Below are 17682 nucleotides of genomic sequence, written 5' to 3'. Positions count from 1 at the left end.
GGATATAACATAGATTTGGAGATGTACCCAAGCGGTTGAAGGGTCCGCACTCGAAATGCGGTAGGTCGGTTCAAACCCGGCGCGAGAGTTCGAATCTCTCCATCTCCGCCAAGAGGTCTGCCAGTGAAAAGCTGGTAGACCTCTTTCTTTTTTACGAAGAAAGGCCGGACAGGTTTTGAAACATAGGGGTCACAATGTCCTGCTCAATGGCGGCGGCGGATTGCCTTTTCGTGGCATATTGCAGATGGCCATAAATATCTACCGTTGTTGAGATTTCACTGTGGCCCAGCCACTCTTTGACCTGTTCCATCGGTATGCCGTTTGCCAGCAAAAGCGAGGCGCACGTGTGGCGAAGATCGTGGAACCGAATGTGCCTCATATCATTTCGAGCGAGCAGCTTCCCAAAGGTCGAGGATACATAGTTGGGTTTTATGAGGTTGCCGACCACATCGACACAGACATAGCCCAGATACTCCTTGTTGTAGGAGCGTCCGCACAGCTTTCGGTTTTCCTCCTGCTGTTTCTTAGCCTCCAGTAGCCGTTCCTTCAAAAATGGAATCAGCGGATAAGTTCGCAGGCTGGACTTGTTTTTTGCCTTGTCCTTCCTGACCGTGATCCGTTCTCCCTTGACGTTGCAGGTTGTGACCGTGTGCCGGATGGAAACGCAGTCATGGTTAAAGTCAAAGGCACTCCATTTCAGCCCGATGACCTCGCTGCGGCGCAAGCCATAGAAGGCGGCCAGAAGGACTACCAGCTCGATCTTATGCCCCTTGATGATCTCAAACAGCCGCAGGACTTCGGAGTCCAGGTAGTAGTCCCCTTTGAAGGGTTCCGGTTTGGATATGATGATTCGGTCGGCAGGATTGCCGTGGATCAGTTTTTTGTCCACGGCATAGTTCAGCGCCCCGTGAATCAGAGCGTGGTAGTGCTTAACAGTGGATGGCTTGACCCGCTCCAACTCTTTTTCGTAAAAAGCAAGGAGATCTTCTTTGGTCAGGTTGCAAAGAGCGATGGGATGTTCACGAAAATATGGGGCGATGGGGTTGTTGAGCTGCTGTTCATATCCTGCATAGGTAGATAGTTCAATGGGCTTGGTGTCCATTACCCGTCCGGTGGCAGATTTGTACTTGTATTCCAGCCATTGATACAGAAAATCCACAAAAGGGATCTCTGGGGATAGCTGGCCGCCCGGCGTGTCTGGAGAAGCAGCCTGCTGTGCAGCTGCCTCTTGGAGCAGCTTTTCTGTCCATTCTCTTCGTATGGTGGGGAGCATATCGTGTGCCCAGGTCTTGTTTCCCTTGGCCTTTTTATGGGTGGGAATCCACTTTGGCCTTCTCTTTCCGGTCTCATCAATGATGTTTAAGACCCAATAGAGATACCCTTTTTTCTCGGCCACATGGCCGGAGATTGGCTTATTGCTTTTTTGCAGGTGTACCGCTGACATACTTGGTTGTTCCTCCTTTTGCGGTATTGAGTTCACCTACCAATGACACCTCTATTGTACCATTGGACAGAACAAAACTCCAGGCATTTTAACGATTTAAATTGTTAATTTTCTGCGTCTATTGGGGGAACATTGGCACTATAACCATTGAAGGGGCTGACTACTTTCAAATAGCGGAGAAGATGGGCTTTGGGGATACGGTAGGCTCGTCCAATTTTCAAATATGCAATCTCGCCGTCCTTGAGCAGTTTATACCCGGTCTTCGTGCTGATGCCCAGCACCGCGCACATCTGCCCGATATCCATCACGTCGGGGTAATCCTTCAACATCAAGCGGTAAGCATCTCTTGGGGAGAGGGGAGTGCTATCATTTTCATACACTGAAAGTCCTCCTTTTTCCAGGAAACCCTATGCCAAGGCTGATCGAAAGGCCGAAATCAATCTCTTTCATCTTCTTCCTGCTGATTTTTCCGATATAACCACGGAGCCGCTTGCGATCTATTGTCCGTAGTTGTTCCAGCAAAAGTAATGAGGTAGGGGCAAGCCCTGGTACATTTTCCAGCAGAATATGTGTGGGCAGACTGGTCTTATCCTTTCGGCTGGTGATGGCTGCTGCAATCAGGGTAGGGCTAAAATAGTTACCCACGTCATTTTGCAGTACCAGAACGGGACGTGTCCCGCCCTGCTCTGAACCAACTATTGGGTTCAGATCGGCATAGAACAGGTCGCCGCGCCGGATCACCTTTCGCATGAGTTGACCTCCTATAAATATAAGTAAGCCGGAAACAGGGCAGGCCAAATGACCTACCCCGTTTCCGGCAAAACACAAACTCCGATTTGTTTTCTGTGCTATTTGTCCTTGACACCCCGCACATATATGGGAAATCATCAGCGGCCAGCAGCGAACCGGCCCACGGGAATCTCACCCCTCCGAGGATCTCTCCGAGCTGCCCCCATTGCGTGATCCTGCGGTCAAGCAGGGCTGTGGCTGGACAGGAGTACCATTATACCCCTTTCCGGTCATGGCCGCGCCGGGGGCTGTCCGGCTTTTACAGGCTGCCGTTATTCGCTCATACGGGACAGGATTGTTGCAAGACCAATCATGATAATTAGTTGGGATCTGCTCATCATGCCCGTATATCATGGCGCGGCTCCTGAATCGGCTTTTGCTCCTCGCACTAGAAAGGGGGACGTTACTGATGAATGAGTATGTGGTTTTCAAAGAACAAGTGAAAGGGTGAACTTTGAAAGAACCCCTTTCACCTATCATCCTAAAAACCGGGGGGTGTCACCCTTGTTCCGTAAAAAATTTTTTTAATTTCCGAATTGCCAAGTTCAGTGACTTTGCAACCACCTGATGGCTTCTTCCTTCCAGCCTTCCAATCTGCCGGATGGATAAGCCCTTAAAAACATAGAGCCAGAACCGCCGCTTTTGAATTTCTGTAAGTACATCCCCCTCAAAGAGTTTTTTAAACGCTTTCCGTACATATAAACGGTTTTGAGATTCCGTCAGTTTTTCCTCCCATTCCTCGTCCAAAGGGCGGGTGGCACAAATTTTCGTTTCCTCCAAGCCGGTAAGGGAGTCGTTTTTTCGGGTCTGGGCGCTGTCAGCCCGATCCTGCTCATAGTAGATTTGATCAGACAGAGCCTTCAGCTCGGCAAAGTCCTTTTCTGTTTTGCCATAGTTCTCCTTCAGGTAATCTTCCTGCGTGATTTCCAAGATCTCATTATGAAAGCGATAAACGATATTGGGACTGTTTTTGTTTATCGCATAGTCGCTTTTGCGATAATCATACATTTTCTTTACCTCCGATTTGTTTTTGGTGAAAACAAATCGGAGGTGGCGGCCCCTTGTTCCGTGGTTCGGGGAGCCTTAAAAGAAAATGGCCGATTTTGTACCAAGATACAAAATCAGCCGCTTTCTGGATATTCGCATTGAGAAGTCCAATAGAGCAGTCAGCACCGGTAAGTGGAGAGGTATTCCTACCTGGGGCAATCTCCTGCACACAAAAATGGTGCTCCACCTCTGTTGAAGTTTGACCAGTAAAAACTGTGTGTCGCAGATGTGGAACAAAAAGTATCCCCTCAATGTTGTGAATTCTCAGACCCATAGCATCGTTACTTATTGTTCGAAACTATGCGGGCGGCACACAGGAGGATGGTATCACCCTTTCTATGACAAGAGACTTACTGCAATTCTTTAATTGACAAGAGCGGCAATCTGTTATTGATTGCCGCTCTTGTCAATTATATTATGGAACTATCCTATGACTCCTTCAGTATAAATACCGAAAGAGTCAAAACAACATCTTACATCCTTTGCGACCTGGACTCCATCGCTATAGTAAAGATACGGGGCTTTATCAGGGGCTTCACTCTTAGGAACTTCAGCAGCAAGAGCAGTAGTGCATAGGGTCGTAGCTGCTAGAGCAAAAATCCCTACACGAGCCAGCATATTCTGCTTTTTCATAATACTACCTCCTATTACCTTAACACTATAAACGAATAGAGGGATTGATTTTGGACACTGTCTCTGCCAAATTTTTTTGAACAGCGTATTGGGAAATTATGTATTTTGTTTTAGATTTAAAAAGCATATCTATCAATGCCAGGAAAAATAACATATTTAATAATGCAGATAATAGTATAATTATAAAAATATAACACATATAATATACAATGACTTATCAACCTTTTTGATATGCTAATAATCAAAGGGGTGAATTTATGGATGAAGAATTTATCCGCAATAGAATTACTGAGTTGCGCCTAAGAGAAGGAATTTCAGAATATCAGTTGAGTTTAAACTTAGGACAGAACCGAGGCTATATTCAAGCTATATCTTCTGGCAGAGCATTACCGTCTATGAAACAATTTCTAAATATTTGTGATTATTTCGGAATCACTCCACTACAATTTTTTGATATTTCTGAAAGCAACCCTAAATTGGTTAAAAATGTTTGGGATGGAATTAGGACACTATCTGATGACGATTTAATCTTGTTACTCGGCCTTATTGCACGCTTTAATCAAGAAAAATAGTGGTAGAGATCTCACATACACTTGGTTGGTAGTTTTCGAATGTATTTTCTAGTCACAAGTACCATTGCTCTTCAAATCGCATTCTATGGGAATTGTTTTCCTATAAGGTTTGATCTAATGTCTCTTTCATCCTGTATGGGAGGAAAGAGACTTCATTTACATATAGCCAGGATAAACCTTTTCGCTGGTAGTATCGATTGCCGATGCCCGTGCTCCGTGTTATATTGTTGCTGATAAAGGATATAGCCGTCATCTTATTTAAGTTGGTGACCGTAACTTCAACTTAAACTGATGAGACTGTATCCTTCAACTGTATTTATTTCGTATTACTCTAGACGATATGCGCTGTATGCATACAAGCTATAGAAGAATGCATGAGGCTTTCTGGTTGTTGAAAGAATAGTCTACATGGTATAATAAATAACGTGGATCATTGGGAGGGTCTACCTTGATAGTTTATTTGCAAATGATTGAAACACCAGAAGAGAAGACAAAGTTTGAACGTCTCTATCTGGAGTATAGTGGTCTTATGTATCATGTGGCCTATAATATTTTACATAATGAGCAAGACGCCGAGGATGCTGTACATCAGGCGTTTGTAAAAGTTGCAGAAAATATTAAAAAAATTAATGATCCAGTATGTCCAAAAACGCATGGGTATATCGTTACTATTGTCGAGAACAAAGCAATTGATCTATATCGTCGGAGACAAAAGATACAACCAGTTGAGTTTATTGATGATATTCAGGGCGTAAATGTTCAATATGATGGAGAAAATACCTTAACTTCTTGTATTTTAAAATTACCTGCCAGGTATCGTGAAATAATTCTGCTTCGTTACCATCATGGGTATAGTGTTAGGGAAATCGCTAACATGATGAACCTTTCCCTACCTACTGCGATTAAACTCGATCAGCGGGCTAAGAACAGATTGAAAAAACTATGCGAGGAGGCAGGAATTCTGTGATAGATAAAGAACTACTACAGAAAGCGGCTGCTGAAGCGGATCAGGCCATTAGGAATTCGCTTCCTACACCGCAGACATGCGAACACGAATTTTCTCCCGCATTTCATAAAAAGATGCACAGGATCTTTTACAAAGCAAAACACCCTATAATCTATACTATACCCAAGCGCGTAGCCTGCTTTATTTTCGTAGCAATTATTGTTAGTGGTACATGGTTGACTGTTGACGTTAAGGCGCGCGCTGTATTTTTTGAGTGGGTGAGAGAACAGTTTGAGGCATTTGTTGAGTATAGATTTATTGGCGATGCTCCAAGCGGGAGTAGTGTTGTGCAATACAACCTGACATGGCTGCCGGAAGGATTTTCTTTGGAGGAAGAAGAGAAACTTGGGAACAGCACATATTTAACCTATACAGATGATTCCGGGCAACGCATCATTTTCTCCTATTTGCAGGGATCTGATGCCACAAGTTTGTTTGTAGCATCAGACTATGTAGAGATAGAATCTGTTCAAATTGGAAATATAAAAGCAGATTTCTACCAAGCCAGCCAGGAAACGGCTCCTAATGGGCTTGTTTGGGTATCAGAAGAGGAAAATCTATGCTTCTGCATCACAGCGCCCTTCCCAAAAGATATGATGATAAAATTGGGAGAAGGTGTCCAAAAGAATAATTAAAAAAATATAAAATAGGGTGTCCAAAATGACCTCCTTCATTCGTTTATTAGGGTATAAACGAATGAAGGAGGTCATTCTGTTGAAAAAAAGAATTTTCCCCATCCTACTTATCTTCCTTATGGTACTTTCCACTACTGCCTATGCTGCCTCGCAACGAGTAGCACAAATTGTTCCAAGTATTTCTTTTAATGGGACAACTGCCACCTGTACGGTATTTATTGCTGCGGATTATGCAACCGATGATATTGATGCCACAATAAAGTTATGGCATGGAAATGAGTGCATCAAGACTTGGGAGCGTTCTTCAGTAGGAACACTCACATTTAGTGGTGACGCAAAGGTGACGAAAGGAGAAACCTACAAATTAACAGTCGATGTGACACTTGACGGAGATGATTTGCCAAGGTTCTCAGTAGAAGGGACTTGCAAATGATCTACATGATATACAGATAGGAGGGAGTCCAATGAGCCAGATTTGACTTCAAGGCAAATGATGTATTCAAATTTGAAGTAAAAAGGAGTAATGAAAATGAAAAAGAAGATGTTGTTCTCCCTGATCTGCGCCATCGCCGTTGTTTCTTCGCTGTGTATCCCGGCTTTCGCATATACGGACGGTGATCGCGAGGTTTTGTACTATGACTTTGATATTGGTGTTGATGAGCGGGTTGGTTGCTCCTCTTCCAGCATGGAGCGCCTTTACAACCGCCAGTGGGTTGTGTCGGTGGCTGATCGCGCCAATAACCGTTATGCCATCACCTATGGTATGCTCGACAACAATGCAACTTCCTGGGATAACGCGCTTGTGAGCAATACGGCCGTAAAGAGTGGAACCGGGAATTTTGGTTCTACCTATTACAGTACTGCGTCCATCGGTACTCGCCTTTATCTCGGTGCTCTCATCAACAGCAAGGATGTTAACCGCGGTGTAGAGACGAGTGGTCAGTGGAGTACGGATGCTGCAAAGTAACTGAAAACGCAAGGGGTGGTGGGAATTGTGTAGCAGTTCCCATCACTCCTTGCGCTTTATGGAGAGATGTATGAAAAAGATAAGAATAACTTGGATGGGTGCCCTTCTTTGTGTGCTACTACTTACAGCCTGCCAACCGGCTCCAGGTGAACCAACAACCCCTGATACCAGTACTACTCCTGATGCCGCTGTCTCACAATCTGCCAATCTGACCGAAAATGATTTGAATGTAGGAGACGATCTAGTATCGGTTTCAGAGACAAATATGGAGCTGGTACGCAATATGAATGGTGCCACAATAGAAGAAAAGATAGCCACAGCCGACGGGAAGCAAATTTTTCTTGATGCCCAGGTAAATACCGAAAATATTGAAAAAATTCAGCAATACCAATATAAGGTACTACCTATTACAGATGAACTGCGCCAAGCACTATTCGCTGCATTTTTTGGTGAACGTGCTTCTGAAGCTGTTTATGACCAGCGCAACGATGTTTGGGAACTCCATAATTCCGAAGCAATCGGTGACTATTACCTTTATGAGCACGCGATAGCTATGGCCGGGGAAAGTGTACCTGGAGAAGAAATCTTTAAATTAGAGTACCGAGATGTGAACCTCTATCCCTTTGAAGATAACCTATTGTCCTCCTTTACAGAATGTGATGTATCTATCTCTTTGGAGAACGCGATTTCTTTGTGTAATACTATAATAGATGCTATTGCCCCCCAAGACAACTATACCGTTGACACTGTTTTGCCCTATGGTAATCAAGGACGCCGACCTTACTATAAGATTTTCTTCCGTCGCACTGTGGACGGAATGCCTGTCATTGGATACAATGACCTCTATTTTTTGGTAGATAGTAATGGTATCCAAACAATCAGTGGTGCCCTTTATGAACTTACGCCTCAACCGATTTCCTCTCAATTGATTTCCGTCGAGGACGCAGTTACAGTTCTGCAAGAAAATGCGGACTTGGTTGATTTCTATGACAGAGATACACTTTCTATTGGAACAATTTCTTTAGAATATGTTGTAACATTGACAGAAACACAAGAGGCCGTTGTTATGCCAGCGTGGCGCTTTCAAATTGGATCGGATGATGACGAAGAAATGATTAACCGCAGACAAGTTCTAGCGATAAATGCTGTTACAGGGGAACTGATACAAGGAGAGCGGGGGATGTCCTTTTGAGTAAATCTTTGTGTTTTCGGCTTCGATCCTCTATTTTTTCTTGGGCGATGCTTGCCAGCATCGGAGTAGGGATTTTTCTGCTTTTGTGGAACCAGATTTACTACTGGATTCTTTATTGTATCTCGTATGAGCCGATTCCTTTGAGTGCTACATGCACGACTTTCCTTGACTCCATTTATCGGGCAAGCGACTTGGGCGGTTTTAGCATATTTGCAGTAATACTGGCGGTATTGCCTGCATCTACAATATTCTGCGAGGATTACAACAGTGGTTATTGTAAGGCTATTTTGAACCGGATAGAAAGGAAGCGCTATCTCCAGGAGATCATGCTTTGCTCTGGTATATCCGGCGGGCTGGCTGTTTTTCTCCCTACGTTATTCAGTGATATAGTATGGATTATAAATGGAAAGCCAAACACCGGAGAACCAATAGGGATAGACTATTTCACTGTATTTGATGAAACTGTATACGGAAAACTCCAATTTGTCTGGAGCGGCCTTTTCTTGGTACTGTTCCTGCTCCTGCTGGCCTTTCTGTTCGGGGCCTCTTGGTCTGTGATTGGGCTGTGTGTATCTGCACTTATCCCGAACCGCTACATTACCTTGGCAGCTCCCTTCGCGCTATTCTTTGGTGCACATCTAATTCTCTACCGGCTGGGGAAACCGCTACTGTTTAGCCCTGCCAATATCCTGATGCCAGCTGCAGATTTTATTCCGTTCCCCGCCTTCCCATTATTATACCAATTTGGAATGTTAGCTCTGGCCTCAGTCATTTGCTGGAAGTTGCTTGAAAGGAGGCTGCGGGATGTTTAAGATCTGTGCGCACCAATTTCGCCAAGCCCTTTTCTCGCCACGATTATACCTAGCACTGATTTTGGGATGTACTATTCAAATCATTAGTGTGTTTCCATTGCTGGATTTTTCGAAGGCTATGGGCGAACCCATTGGAATTTTTGAAGCGTTCATTTATTTCAATACTGATACATATACAGCTACCGGCGCTTTTCTGGGGGCCGTTCTATTGGTCTCTGATATACCATTTTCCAGCCAGAATGAAACATATACCCTCCTACGGGTATCTCGCAGGACATGGGTTGCCGGAAAAGTTCTCTATCTGCTTAGCATCAGCGCAGTATACTATCTTGTAGTACTTATTGCTGGTGGACTGTTTATTTCGGAAAACGCTTTTTTTGCAAATATTTGGAGCTTGCCGCTTACAACTATTGTGCAGAATAGAGCGCCTGAATTGGCTTGGGAATACCAAGTTTCTTTTCCATACGGGTACGTAATGACGCTGACACCAGTGATGGCCTGCATGTTAAGTTACCTACTGAGTGTATGCTATATCTTTGTAATGAGCCTCATTATTTTCTGGCTTAATCTATGTATCTCTAAGGTATTCAGCTATCTTGCTGCTATATTGGTTCATGTGGTAGGATATATTCTAACAATCGGATTTATAACGGACTTCTATCGAAAATTTTCTCTTTTGGCGAATAGTCTGCTCATGTATCACAATATCAGCGGCTCAGAAATAGAAAGTACATACTTGACATTACCTCAATCGTTTCTGATCTATGCTGATATTGCAGTTGTGCTATTCCTTTTAATTCTACACGCAATCCGTAGCTATGATTTCCGCATTACAGTGGGGACAAAGCAATGAAACTGCGACTATTTACACGGGTTTTTGACCGTTATACGATTTTCTGCTATCTTGCTGCAATAGCCCTTATGTTGTTCATTTCTGGAACCCAGCGCTCACCACTGTCACTTTTTCTTGGATTTTCTGCTCAGAATAGTGCCGGAGGGTTGGATATCCTAAAAACTATGGAATGGAATCTCTGCATCTTGCCACCCATCTCAGCCAGCGTTCTTTTCTTAATGCCAGAATTGGGAGTATTAAGCACCTATACTATTGTGCGTTCTAAGAATATAGGCCGTTGGTGGATGATGCGGATGACTGCGGTAATTGTAATCAACTATACATTTTTCCTTTTTGCATGGGTTCTACTTTCCTTGCTTTCAGGCGCAAAATTATTGGGAGAAGAATGGGGTATGGCCATTGTGTTGTTTCCGTTACATACTGCGCTCCTCTCTATTTTCTGTGCCAGTGGTATGATTCTTTTTTCTAGCCGAGCAACAATTGTCCTTTATCTCTTAGTAGAGTGTGGTTTACTCGGAGTTGGAATGACTTACCCACCCATCAGTTTTTATCTTCCACCCTATTGGGGTATGGCACGGGCGATGGTCAATAACTACGGTTTCGCTGTGGTGGTCAGCTTGTTTCTATTGGTGGGGATAAACCTTGGTATCCTATACTGGCTATACCAGCATAATCCAGCGGCAAATCCACAGATCAGATAATGGGAGGAATTTTATGGAATCAATTATTGAAGTGCAAGATGTTACAAAGACCTTTAAAGGAACTACTGTACTTCATCAGATTAATGTATCTTTTGAAAAGGGAAAAATTCATGGGATTATTGGACGAAATGGCTCTGGAAAAACAGTATTAATTAAAACTATATGTGGCTTGATTCACCCAGATCAGGGGAGGGTGGTTGTGGATGGAAAAGTGATTGGGAAAGATGTAGACTTTCCAGAGAGCATAGGAGCTATCATTGAAGCCCCGGGATTTCTTCCAACGGTTAGTGCTTACAGAAACTTATCTTATCTGGCATCTTTAAGAAGGCGTATAGGGAGAGATGAGATTCGTGCTGCCATATCCTTCGTTGGACTAGACCCGGATGATAAAAAGGCAGTAGGAAAATACTCACTTGGGATGAAACAGCGTTTAGGATTGGCCCAAGCTATTATGGAAGATCCGAGTATTCTGCTTTTAGATGAGCCGATGAACGGTTTGGATAACAGTGGAGTCTGTGAAATGAGAAACTATTTATTACAGCTGAGAAAAAGGGAGAAGACAATTTTGCTGGTTTCCCACAGCCTAGAGGATATTAATACCCTTTGCGACTCAGTTTATGAAATGGATCATGGTGTTTTGACTGAGAAAAAGCACATTCCTTCAGGGAATCTCGACCGAACTCTTGAAGATCAATTATAGACCTATATGTAGATCATCCCAATCTGCCACTTGGTGGGCTGCTGACCCGCCAAGTGGCTTTTTTAGCAGAATTTTGTATTACGATGAATTGTGGCTACGTGCATTCTCGGCGTAAGAGTGATAAGGTACAATAATTTTCGCAAATTGAAAAGCAAACAAAAGAAGACATGGTTTGCAGCCCTCTGGTAGAATGAAGTCGCGACACACCATTCTGAAAGGAGCGAGCAAACCATGCCTGAAAAGATTGTACAGCTGAATGAGGAAGTAATCAAGGGGCAGCTCAAGGAACTTGTGCGTGGCAGCGTAGAGGAGACACTCAACAAGCTGCTGGAGGCCGAGGCAGAGAAGCTGACCCAGGCTGCCCGGTACGAGCGTAATGAGCAGCGCCAGGGGTACCGGAGCGGCCACTACAACCGGAATCTCACCACTACATCCGGGGACGTTACCCTGAAGGTGCCCAAGCTCAAGGGGATCTCCTTTGAGACCGCCATCATTGAGCGGTATCGCCGCCGGGAGAGCAGTGTAGAAGAAGCTCTCATTGAGATGTACCTGGCAGGCGTATCCGTCCGACGTGTGGAGGATATTACTGAGGCTCTGTGGGGCAGCAAGGTGTCTCCGGCCACCATCAGTGAGCTGAACAAGAAAGCGTATGTCCACATTGAAGACTGGCGGAACCGCCCTCTGCAAGGCGGGCGCTATCCGTATGTCTATGTGGATGGGATCTACCTGCGCCGAAATTGGGGCGGAGAGTTTGAAAATGTGGCCATTCTGGTGGCGATTGCAGTGAATGAGGACGGATACCGTGAGGTTCTTGGTGCCGCCGAGGGGATGAAAGAGGACAAGTCCAGCTGGGTCAGCTTCTTCCAGTGGCTGCGCGGCCGCGGCCTGGACGGGGTTAAACTGGTGGTTGGAGACAAATGCCTTGGTATGCTGGAAGCTGTGGGAGAAGTATTCCCAGAGGCCAAGTACCAGCGGTGTACTGTGCACTTCTACCGCAATGTGTTCTCCGTAACGCCTCGCTCCAAGGTGAAGCTGGTGGCAAAGATGCTCAAAGCGATCCATGCTCAGGAGAGCAAGAAAGCTGCCCGGGAGAAAGCCAAAGCCGTGGTGGAGCAACTGCGCTCTATGAAGTTGAAAGAGGCCGCCAAGAAGGTGGAGGATGGCATTGAGGAAACGCTGACTTACTGCGATTTTCCCAGCGAACACTGGACTCGCATCCGTACCAATAACGTCATTGAACGGCTCAACCGGGAGATCCGCCGCCGCACTCGTGTAGTGGGCAGTTTCCCAGACGGCAACTCCGCCCTCATGCTGGTCTGCGCCCGGCTGCGCCATGTGGCCGGCACCCAGTGGGGCAACAAGAAGTACATGAACATGAAGCACCTGGAGGCTGCCCTTGAGGACGCCTCCATTGCTGGCTGACTTCTCTCATGCCAGGGCCTGCAAACCATTTTGCGAAAATTCCTTGACACTACCACCATTTTGCGAAAATTCCTTGACACTACCGTAAGAGTCAAAGGTATTTGTTATAAATTTGGATTTTTTAGCGATAAGAGCGGCAATCAACATCAGATTGCCGCTCTTATTTTAACTAGATTCTAGAGCTATCTTACTCTTTTGTGTAGCATAACTTACTACAAGAGATATATTATCTCTTTGCCGTTACTGCGGATGTTTCGACATCAATAGAATCAGATTCAGATGAGCTATTCCCGGCGTATGCAGTTACGATTGCTTTATATTCTTTTCCAATAGTTCCGGTAAATGTTACACTACTGTCGCAGAAACTAGTGTTTGATTTGAGCATACCTGTCGTGCTATCACTAGAATAATGTTTTACTTCCACCCATGTACCATTTCGCTTCTCATAAACATATATGTCTGTTGCACCAACAGAACTCATTCTTGATTTCGCAGTTACCTGAAAGTGAATTTCAATCTTTCCGCCTGAAGATGTACTACACCATGCTTTTTGTGCCTTAAGATAAAGACTGGCATAAGGAACGATGCCATCAGAAATATAGTTATTACAATTTTCGATTGCATGAGCGGTTACAATTTCAGCGGCAGCCGCATTTTGCATAAGGAGAGAAAAAGTGAACAGGGTCATTAAGAATACAAAGAAGTATCTTTTCACGATAAATACCCCCCATGTTTTACTGCTGATTATAAATCGATTCAATCATTTTTTTGAGAGTATCAACGCTAATATTGCCGCTAATGGAGCATTCGTAGTTCTCAACTGTCCAGACAGCAGTATAATCACCTAAGTTAGACATAATATAATGGCTAACTCCTCCCACAATAAATTCATCCACAGGAGAACTGTCTTTTTGATACCAACTAGATTCATTCTCTGGCAAATGGTCATAGAGATTGATTTGGATAGAAAATCCTCTAATTTGATCTGAGGATTGGTAATATTCATATATCGTTGTGCGATCCGAATGAACATTTACTTGGAACTCTAATAGAGAATAGTCACTTGGAATCCATGATGGTAAGAGAGGCTGAGCAACTCCAAGGACAGACAACACTTCACTTGCAGAATCACATGATTGGAGTGCCATTTCATCGGTAGATCCATTTTGGGTGCACGTGCTTGATTCGACTTCTCCTGAATAATTGACCTGAAATAGTTCTTGTGTCCATGATTTGAAAATAGACACTATATCTATCTCATAAGCAAATGCGGTTACAATGCCAATTAAAAGTGTACAAATAACTGCAGCGGTGATTCGCACAAAAACGCGCTTCAGAGTAACAACAGATTTCTGTTTTGCTCCATTTTTGGATTCCTCCGCAGTTATTCTATCCTGAATAATCGTGTCATTTGATTCGAAATTAAACTCATCCTCCTCCCTCTGTTTTAATAGCCCAACAATAATCTTTATTTCGTCTACTGATAATCTGTCAGGCTCTGCACTATTTAGGTCTTCACGGAGAATAGATCTCAGATCGGCGCTACTTATTTGAGTGAAATCGTTTATGTCTTTGTCTTGTGGGGTTCCACTACCGTGCAAAGTGAGCGTCCTCCTCTCATTAAGGTATGTAAGATATAAATGGATACGTCACAATTTTTTATTATCCTTTTGAATTTCTTTGCGCAGTACACTTTTTGCCCTGAGTATGCGCATTTTACATGCAGACACAGATAGATTATGTCGTTTTGACAATTCTTCATACTGATAACCATCACAGTATCTTTCACAAAGCAAAGTCCAATCTACTTCGCTTAGATGATGCTTATAGCTTTCATAAAATAGTATGTTAGATTCAAATTCTGCTGTCGTTGGAAAAATCTGATCAAACGTAGACTGGGTTATCTTACTGATAATTTTATTTGGCTTTTGTAAATCTCTATTTTTATTTCGAACTACATTTTGCAAAGTACGATACAACCATCCTACCTGATTGTTGCTGCTCTGCAAATCTGCTATCTTTTGAACTGCAATAGTAAAGGTTTCTTGTACGACATCTTCCACATAATCTGAATTATATAAAATATATCCGGCATAGTTAATCAGATTTTGATATTCCGAACTATATAGTTCTTCCAGTAATTTAGAATCATCAGAATTCATTTTGTCTGAAATGAAATCTGTTATATGCACCTGCTACTCCACCTCTTTATACACACTTCACTATTTAAAAAACAACGGGTTTTGGTTTTGACTATTCTAGATCTGAAAAATATTCTACAATTAGTTTTAACGCTGCTGACGCATAGTCTCGATGGAGCGGATTTAGCTTATCCAACTTTGCCGAGAGTTCCGTGGCATCATTCATTTTTCCAATATAACTATCAGTTCCTAAAGCCTCATCAGCAGAAACTTTTAAAGTATTGATAATTTTAATTAAAGTATCATATGCAGGTTTTTTAGTGCCAAGTTCTATTGCCGCTAGAAAGGCCACACTTATATCCAGCATTTCCGCAAAAGATTCGCGGCTCAAATTATTATTCTGCCTGTATTGACGAAGAAAATTACCAATACCACTTGACTTCATTTAGAATACCTCCGGTATGTCTTCTTACTTTTAGTATAATCAAATATCCAGAAGCAAAAACAGACCCTCGGTATTAATAGATACCGAGGGTGTTGATTTTTACTATAATTTATGTTAAACTGACATCATATTTATACTTAGCCGTATATTTTTCGGAGCTTCTTTATAGCGCGATTTTTAATCTGATTAACATTTTGGCGAGATACTTTCATTTCTTTGGCAATCTGACTGACCGAAGTTTCCCAGAAGAAAAACTTAATGATGACCTCTTTTTCGGCATTTGTTAGGTTGCATCCAGAAAGCATTAACTTAAACTTAGATAAGTGTTCTTCTTCTGGAGCAGGAGCATTTTCCATATAGAATTGCTGTGACTCTGTTAGATCGCTGACATGCTGCTCTTTAGAAGAGAGTATGTTTGCTCGTTTTGATAATTTAAAATAAGTATGATTGATGCTCTGTGTAATATAATTGACAAGGGCACCATCACCTGTTTCTGAGAAATCTTCGATTTTTATTTTGTAAATAACTTCGATAAGGGAAATTACCAGATCGCTGAAAGCATCTTCGTAATGAAGTTTATATGCATACTTGTGCAGTAGCTGTTGAAAAGTCCTGATAAGATCAAGCATGCAGTTTTGATTTCCACGTTGTGCTTCTAATATTTTTCCCGATAGCATATTTCTCACTCCCAATAATTTGAAGGGAATTTTGAGAGGGATATATGAGCTACGGTACAATATAAAAAGCGTTTTCAGAGTGAAATTGTAAACTAGTGTTGGTATATGTAATATATTTCTATATCTGTCACTATTGAGACTAATTTGATCTGATATTTATTAGAAAAAGTGTGACGTTTTTTATCCCTTATGACATTTTATTGTTAGAAGGGAATTTTGAGAGAAGGTGCAGTTATAGTAGACTGTTATACAAATATCCATAATTTTCAATAAGTCTGCAAGCACCAAAGCGGAAGAAAATTTGTAGATATCAAAGGAGGGCAAAAGGGCAAGGCAAAAAACTCTACTATGTAAGCGCTGGAATAATCGAAAGAATAAAGGAAGGTAGCAGATGAAACAAATGCTAAAAAGAGCTTGTATGGGTGTAGTATTGCTCATACTTACACTAACAATGGCCGCATGCTCCACAGAAACGATTGAGCCAGCTACTAGTAAATTTTCTACCGGAAGTGACGATGCGAACACTATACCAACTGATGATTTAGAAACATCGCTTTTGCCAAACGAAGCCTTTGAAAATGTACTACTTAATCAAAGTCAGTTTTTTTACACTAATTCTAACAGCAATCCCATCTATCAAAGCGATGTATACCTCTCTGAGATTGCAGGGGAAGATCAAAGTACGATGTCCCTTCCAAAGTTTGCTGTTGTAGATATGGATGGAGATGAGTTGCCTGAAGTTGTTTATCAGCGGGGTGACTACATGGGATTTATAGTCTTACGCTATAAAGATGGCGATATTTATGGTTACGATGTTAATTATAGAGGGCTTACGGGTCTCAAAAAAGATGGCTCTTATTCGACGTCTAGTGGCGCCAGTAACACTTCCGTTGGGAAGATGCGTTTTCTAGGTGAATTGTTTGATACCGATGTAAAGTTTTCTTCAGTTGAACAGGAAACGGTAAGTTACTACTTAAATGGTACGGAAATAGACGAAGTTACATTTAATCAGCTGTGGGGCGAATATGAAAAATTACCTGATGTAGATTGGTATGAATATACAGAAAGCGCGGTAAAAGAATGGCTGCCGCATTATTTTGAGGCACGGGAAGCGGCGATATCATATGAGTACCATTCTACTCCAATGCAGGATTACCTAGATTCCTTATCTGATTTGTTGTATAACGACTATTCAACCCATGGAGACAATACTGAAGATGAGTATAATGCCATTTTTCAAAATTCCTATGATGGATGGGATCAAGCAATGGCAACAATCTACACTCTATGTCAAGACAAGCTCACTGGATCAGCTAAGGATGTACTTGAGGCTGAACAGCAGCAATGGCTTGATATGCGTGAACAGATGGCCTTAAACACTCCAATCTTTTTAGTCACTGACATGACAAAAATGCGTACTTATGATTTAATTTCTCTCTACTTTGAGGACCATTTTTACGATTGACACTTTTAATGCTCATCTGAACTAAATCGCCCAGAAGTCAGACTATAAAACTCTTCAAAATATACAGAGGCGGCACACTAGGTGTGCCGCCTCTGTTGCTATTCAATCATAGACTTTCTCCCAATCATTATCCTTGATGATCCACTTAGCCCTCCAGCGTGGAATCGAATGAAGTCCTGGG

23 protein-coding genes and 1 tRNA gene are annotated in these 17682 nt (G+C 42.7%); 13 read left to right on the top strand and 11 right to left on the bottom strand.

Annotation, left to right across the window (positions count from 1 at the left end; translation table 11 throughout):
- The first annotated feature begins 17 nt into the window (after positions 1-17).
- Positions 18-111 (top strand) — tRNA-Ser (locus tag ACLTXB_RS12185).
- 40 nt (positions 112-151) lie between these two features.
- On the opposite strand, the gene ACLTXB_RS12180 is transcribed toward ACLTXB_RS12185, so the two are convergent.
- From ACLTXB_RS12180 to ACLTXB_RS12160, 5 genes are all read right to left on the bottom strand, one after another.
- Positions 152-1444, bottom strand: a complete 1293-nt coding sequence (locus tag ACLTXB_RS12180) for a tyrosine-type recombinase/integrase (RefSeq protein WP_428227190.1) — start codon at positions 1442-1444, stop codon at positions 152-154.
- Positions 1445-1548: 104 nt separating this feature from the next.
- Positions 1549-1824, bottom strand: a complete 276-nt coding sequence (locus ACLTXB_RS12175; RefSeq protein WP_428227189.1) for a helix-turn-helix domain-containing protein — start codon at positions 1822-1824, stop codon at positions 1549-1551.
- Positions 1817-2194, bottom strand: coding sequence for a type II toxin-antitoxin system PemK/MazF family toxin (locus ACLTXB_RS12170; RefSeq protein ID WP_428227188.1), 378 nt, complete (start codon positions 2192-2194; stop codon positions 1817-1819). The genes ACLTXB_RS12175 and ACLTXB_RS12170 overlap by 8 nt, the downstream gene beginning before the upstream one ends.
- Before the next feature lie 537 nt (positions 2195-2731).
- The gene (locus tag ACLTXB_RS12165; RefSeq protein ID WP_428227187.1) at positions 2732-3241 is read right to left on the bottom strand and encodes a sigma-70 family RNA polymerase sigma factor; all 510 of its coding nucleotides are present in this window, start codon (positions 3239-3241) and stop codon (positions 2732-2734) included.
- Between the two features lie 462 nt (positions 3242-3703).
- Positions 3704-3913, bottom strand: coding sequence for a hypothetical protein (locus ACLTXB_RS12160; RefSeq protein ID WP_428227186.1), 210 nt, complete (start codon positions 3911-3913; stop codon positions 3704-3706).
- 257 nt (positions 3914-4170) lie between these two features.
- On the opposite strand from ACLTXB_RS12160, the gene ACLTXB_RS12155 reads away from it, so the two are divergent.
- The 11 genes from ACLTXB_RS12155 (at position 4171) to ACLTXB_RS12105 (ending at position 12773) form a co-directional block, all read left to right on the top strand.
- Entirely contained in the window at positions 4171-4485 is a 315-nt protein-coding gene (locus ACLTXB_RS12155) for a helix-turn-helix transcriptional regulator (RefSeq protein WP_428227185.1), read from the top strand.
- A gap of 448 nt (positions 4486-4933) precedes the next feature.
- On the top strand, positions 4934-5452 hold the full coding sequence (locus ACLTXB_RS12150; RefSeq protein ID WP_428227184.1) for an RNA polymerase sigma factor: 519 nt from the start codon (positions 4934-4936) through the stop codon (positions 5450-5452).
- Positions 5449-6126, top strand: a complete 678-nt coding sequence (locus tag ACLTXB_RS12145; protein ID WP_428227183.1) for a DUF4367 domain-containing protein — start codon at positions 5449-5451, stop codon at positions 6124-6126. The genes ACLTXB_RS12150 and ACLTXB_RS12145 overlap by 4 nt, the downstream gene beginning before the upstream one ends.
- Positions 6127-6205: 79 nt before the next feature.
- Complete coding sequence (locus tag ACLTXB_RS12140; RefSeq protein ID WP_428227182.1) at positions 6206-6559, top strand: hypothetical protein; 354 nt, start codon at positions 6206-6208, stop codon at positions 6557-6559.
- 96 nt (positions 6560-6655) lie between these two features.
- The gene (locus ACLTXB_RS12135; RefSeq protein WP_428227181.1) at positions 6656-7093 is read left to right on the top strand and encodes a hypothetical protein; all 438 of its coding nucleotides are present in this window, start codon (positions 6656-6658) and stop codon (positions 7091-7093) included.
- Positions 7094-7163: 70 nt separating this feature from the next.
- Positions 7164-8285, top strand: a complete 1122-nt coding sequence (locus tag ACLTXB_RS12130) for a hypothetical protein (protein WP_428227180.1) — start codon at positions 7164-7166, stop codon at positions 8283-8285.
- Positions 8282-9097, top strand: a complete 816-nt coding sequence (locus ACLTXB_RS12125) for a hypothetical protein (protein ID WP_428227179.1) — start codon at positions 8282-8284, stop codon at positions 9095-9097. Before ACLTXB_RS12130 ends, ACLTXB_RS12125 begins: the two co-directional genes overlap by 4 nt.
- Entirely contained in the window at positions 9090-9950 is an 861-nt protein-coding gene (locus ACLTXB_RS12120) for a hypothetical protein (protein WP_428227178.1), read from the top strand. Before ACLTXB_RS12125 ends, ACLTXB_RS12120 begins: the two co-directional genes overlap by 8 nt.
- Positions 9947-10651, top strand: coding sequence for a hypothetical protein (locus tag ACLTXB_RS12115; protein WP_428227177.1), 705 nt, complete (start codon positions 9947-9949; stop codon positions 10649-10651). Before ACLTXB_RS12120 ends, ACLTXB_RS12115 begins: the two co-directional genes overlap by 4 nt.
- 13 nt (positions 10652-10664) lie before the next feature.
- Positions 10665-11351 carry an ATP-binding cassette domain-containing protein gene (locus tag ACLTXB_RS12110; protein WP_428227176.1) on the top strand — a complete coding sequence of 229 codons (687 nt, stop codon included), beginning with the start codon at positions 10665-10667 and terminating at the stop codon, positions 11349-11351.
- A gap of 231 nt (positions 11352-11582) precedes the next feature.
- The gene (locus ACLTXB_RS12105; RefSeq protein ID WP_024725322.1) at positions 11583-12773 is read left to right on the top strand and encodes an IS256 family transposase; all 1191 of its coding nucleotides are present in this window, start codon (positions 11583-11585) and stop codon (positions 12771-12773) included.
- 6 nt (positions 12774-12779) lie between these two features.
- Here the strand turns inward: ACLTXB_RS12105 and ACLTXB_RS12100 are convergent, their stop codons facing one another.
- The 6 genes from ACLTXB_RS12100 to ACLTXB_RS12075 all read right to left on the bottom strand — a co-directional run bounded on the left by ACLTXB_RS12100 (position 12780) and on the right by ACLTXB_RS12075 (position 16036).
- Positions 12780-12920, bottom strand: a complete 141-nt coding sequence (locus ACLTXB_RS12100; protein ID WP_428227175.1) for a hypothetical protein — start codon at positions 12918-12920, stop codon at positions 12780-12782.
- 79 nt (positions 12921-12999) lie between these two features.
- Complete coding sequence (locus ACLTXB_RS12095; protein ID WP_428227174.1) at positions 13000-13488, bottom strand: hypothetical protein; 489 nt, start codon at positions 13486-13488, stop codon at positions 13000-13002.
- Positions 13489-13507: 19 nt separating this feature from the next.
- Positions 13508-14374 (bottom strand): DUF4367 domain-containing protein, encoded by an 867-nt coding sequence (locus tag ACLTXB_RS12090; protein ID WP_428227173.1) that lies wholly within the window; start codon positions 14372-14374, stop codon positions 13508-13510.
- A 48-nt stretch (positions 14375-14422) separates the two neighbouring features.
- Positions 14423-14935, bottom strand: coding sequence for an RNA polymerase sigma factor (locus tag ACLTXB_RS12085; RefSeq protein WP_428227172.1), 513 nt, complete (start codon positions 14933-14935; stop codon positions 14423-14425).
- Positions 14936-15026: 91 nt separating this feature from the next.
- On the bottom strand, positions 15027-15359 hold the full coding sequence (locus ACLTXB_RS12080; RefSeq protein ID WP_428227171.1) for a helix-turn-helix domain-containing protein: 333 nt from the start codon (positions 15357-15359) through the stop codon (positions 15027-15029).
- 137 nt (positions 15360-15496) lie between these two features.
- Positions 15497-16036 carry an RNA polymerase sigma factor gene (locus ACLTXB_RS12075; protein WP_009259981.1) on the bottom strand — a complete coding sequence of 180 codons (540 nt, stop codon included), beginning with the start codon at positions 16034-16036 and terminating at the stop codon, positions 15497-15499.
- Positions 16037-16427: 391 nt separating this feature from the next.
- Between ACLTXB_RS12075 and ACLTXB_RS12070 the strand changes: the two genes are divergently transcribed.
- Positions 16428-17501, top strand: coding sequence for a lysozyme inhibitor LprI family protein (locus ACLTXB_RS12070; protein WP_428227170.1), 1074 nt, complete (start codon positions 16428-16430; stop codon positions 17499-17501).
- Positions 17502-17682: the final 181 nt, after the last annotated feature.

It is taken from the genome of Flintibacter sp., from assembly GCF_046973065.1.
Note: the sequence above shows the minus strand (reverse complement) of the source record. Positions and strands in the feature narration are given on the sequence as shown.

Bases quoted from the DNA above. Each gene is read 5' to 3' on its own strand.
- ACLTXB_RS12180 (WP_428227190.1), bottom strand. From the start codon at position 1,444: ATGTCAGCGGTACACCTGCAAAAAAGCAATAAGCCAATCTCCGGCCAT.
- ACLTXB_RS12170 (WP_428227188.1), bottom strand. From the start codon at position 2,194: ATGCGAAAGGTGATCCGGCGCGGCGACCTGTTCTATGCCGATCTGAAC.
- ACLTXB_RS12165 (WP_428227187.1), bottom strand. From the start codon at position 3,241: ATGTATGATTATCGCAAAAGCGACTATGCGATAAACAAAAACAGTCCC.
- ACLTXB_RS12160 (WP_428227186.1), bottom strand. From the start codon at position 3,913: ATGAAAAAGCAGAATATGCTGGCTCGTGTAGGGATTTTTGCTCTAGCA.
- ACLTXB_RS12155 (WP_428227185.1), top strand. From the start codon at position 4,171: ATGGATGAAGAATTTATCCGCAATAGAATTACTGAGTTGCGCCTAAGA.
- ACLTXB_RS12135 (WP_428227181.1), top strand. From the start codon at position 6,656: ATGAAAAAGAAGATGTTGTTCTCCCTGATCTGCGCCATCGCCGTTGTT.
- ACLTXB_RS12130 (WP_428227180.1), top strand. From the start codon at position 7,164: ATGAAAAAGATAAGAATAACTTGGATGGGTGCCCTTCTTTGTGTGCTA.
- ACLTXB_RS12120 (WP_428227178.1), top strand. From the start codon at position 9,090: ATGTTTAAGATCTGTGCGCACCAATTTCGCCAAGCCCTTTTCTCGCCA.
- ACLTXB_RS12115 (WP_428227177.1), top strand. From the start codon at position 9,947: ATGAAACTGCGACTATTTACACGGGTTTTTGACCGTTATACGATTTTC.
- ACLTXB_RS12110 (WP_428227176.1), top strand. From the start codon at position 10,665: ATGGAATCAATTATTGAAGTGCAAGATGTTACAAAGACCTTTAAAGGA.
- ACLTXB_RS12105 (WP_024725322.1), top strand. From the start codon at position 11,583: ATGCCTGAAAAGATTGTACAGCTGAATGAGGAAGTAATCAAGGGGCAG.
- ACLTXB_RS12100 (WP_428227175.1), bottom strand. From the start codon at position 12,920: ATGTTGATTGCCGCTCTTATCGCTAAAAAATCCAAATTTATAACAAAT.
- ACLTXB_RS12085 (WP_428227172.1), bottom strand. From the start codon at position 14,935: ATGAATTCTGATGATTCTAAATTACTGGAAGAACTATATAGTTCGGAA.
- ACLTXB_RS12080 (WP_428227171.1), bottom strand. From the start codon at position 15,359: ATGAAGTCAAGTGGTATTGGTAATTTTCTTCGTCAATACAGGCAGAAT.
- ACLTXB_RS12075 (WP_009259981.1), bottom strand. From the start codon at position 16,036: ATGCTATCGGGAAAAATATTAGAAGCACAACGTGGAAATCAAAACTGC.
- ACLTXB_RS12070 (WP_428227170.1), top strand. From the start codon at position 16,428: ATGAAACAAATGCTAAAAAGAGCTTGTATGGGTGTAGTATTGCTCATA.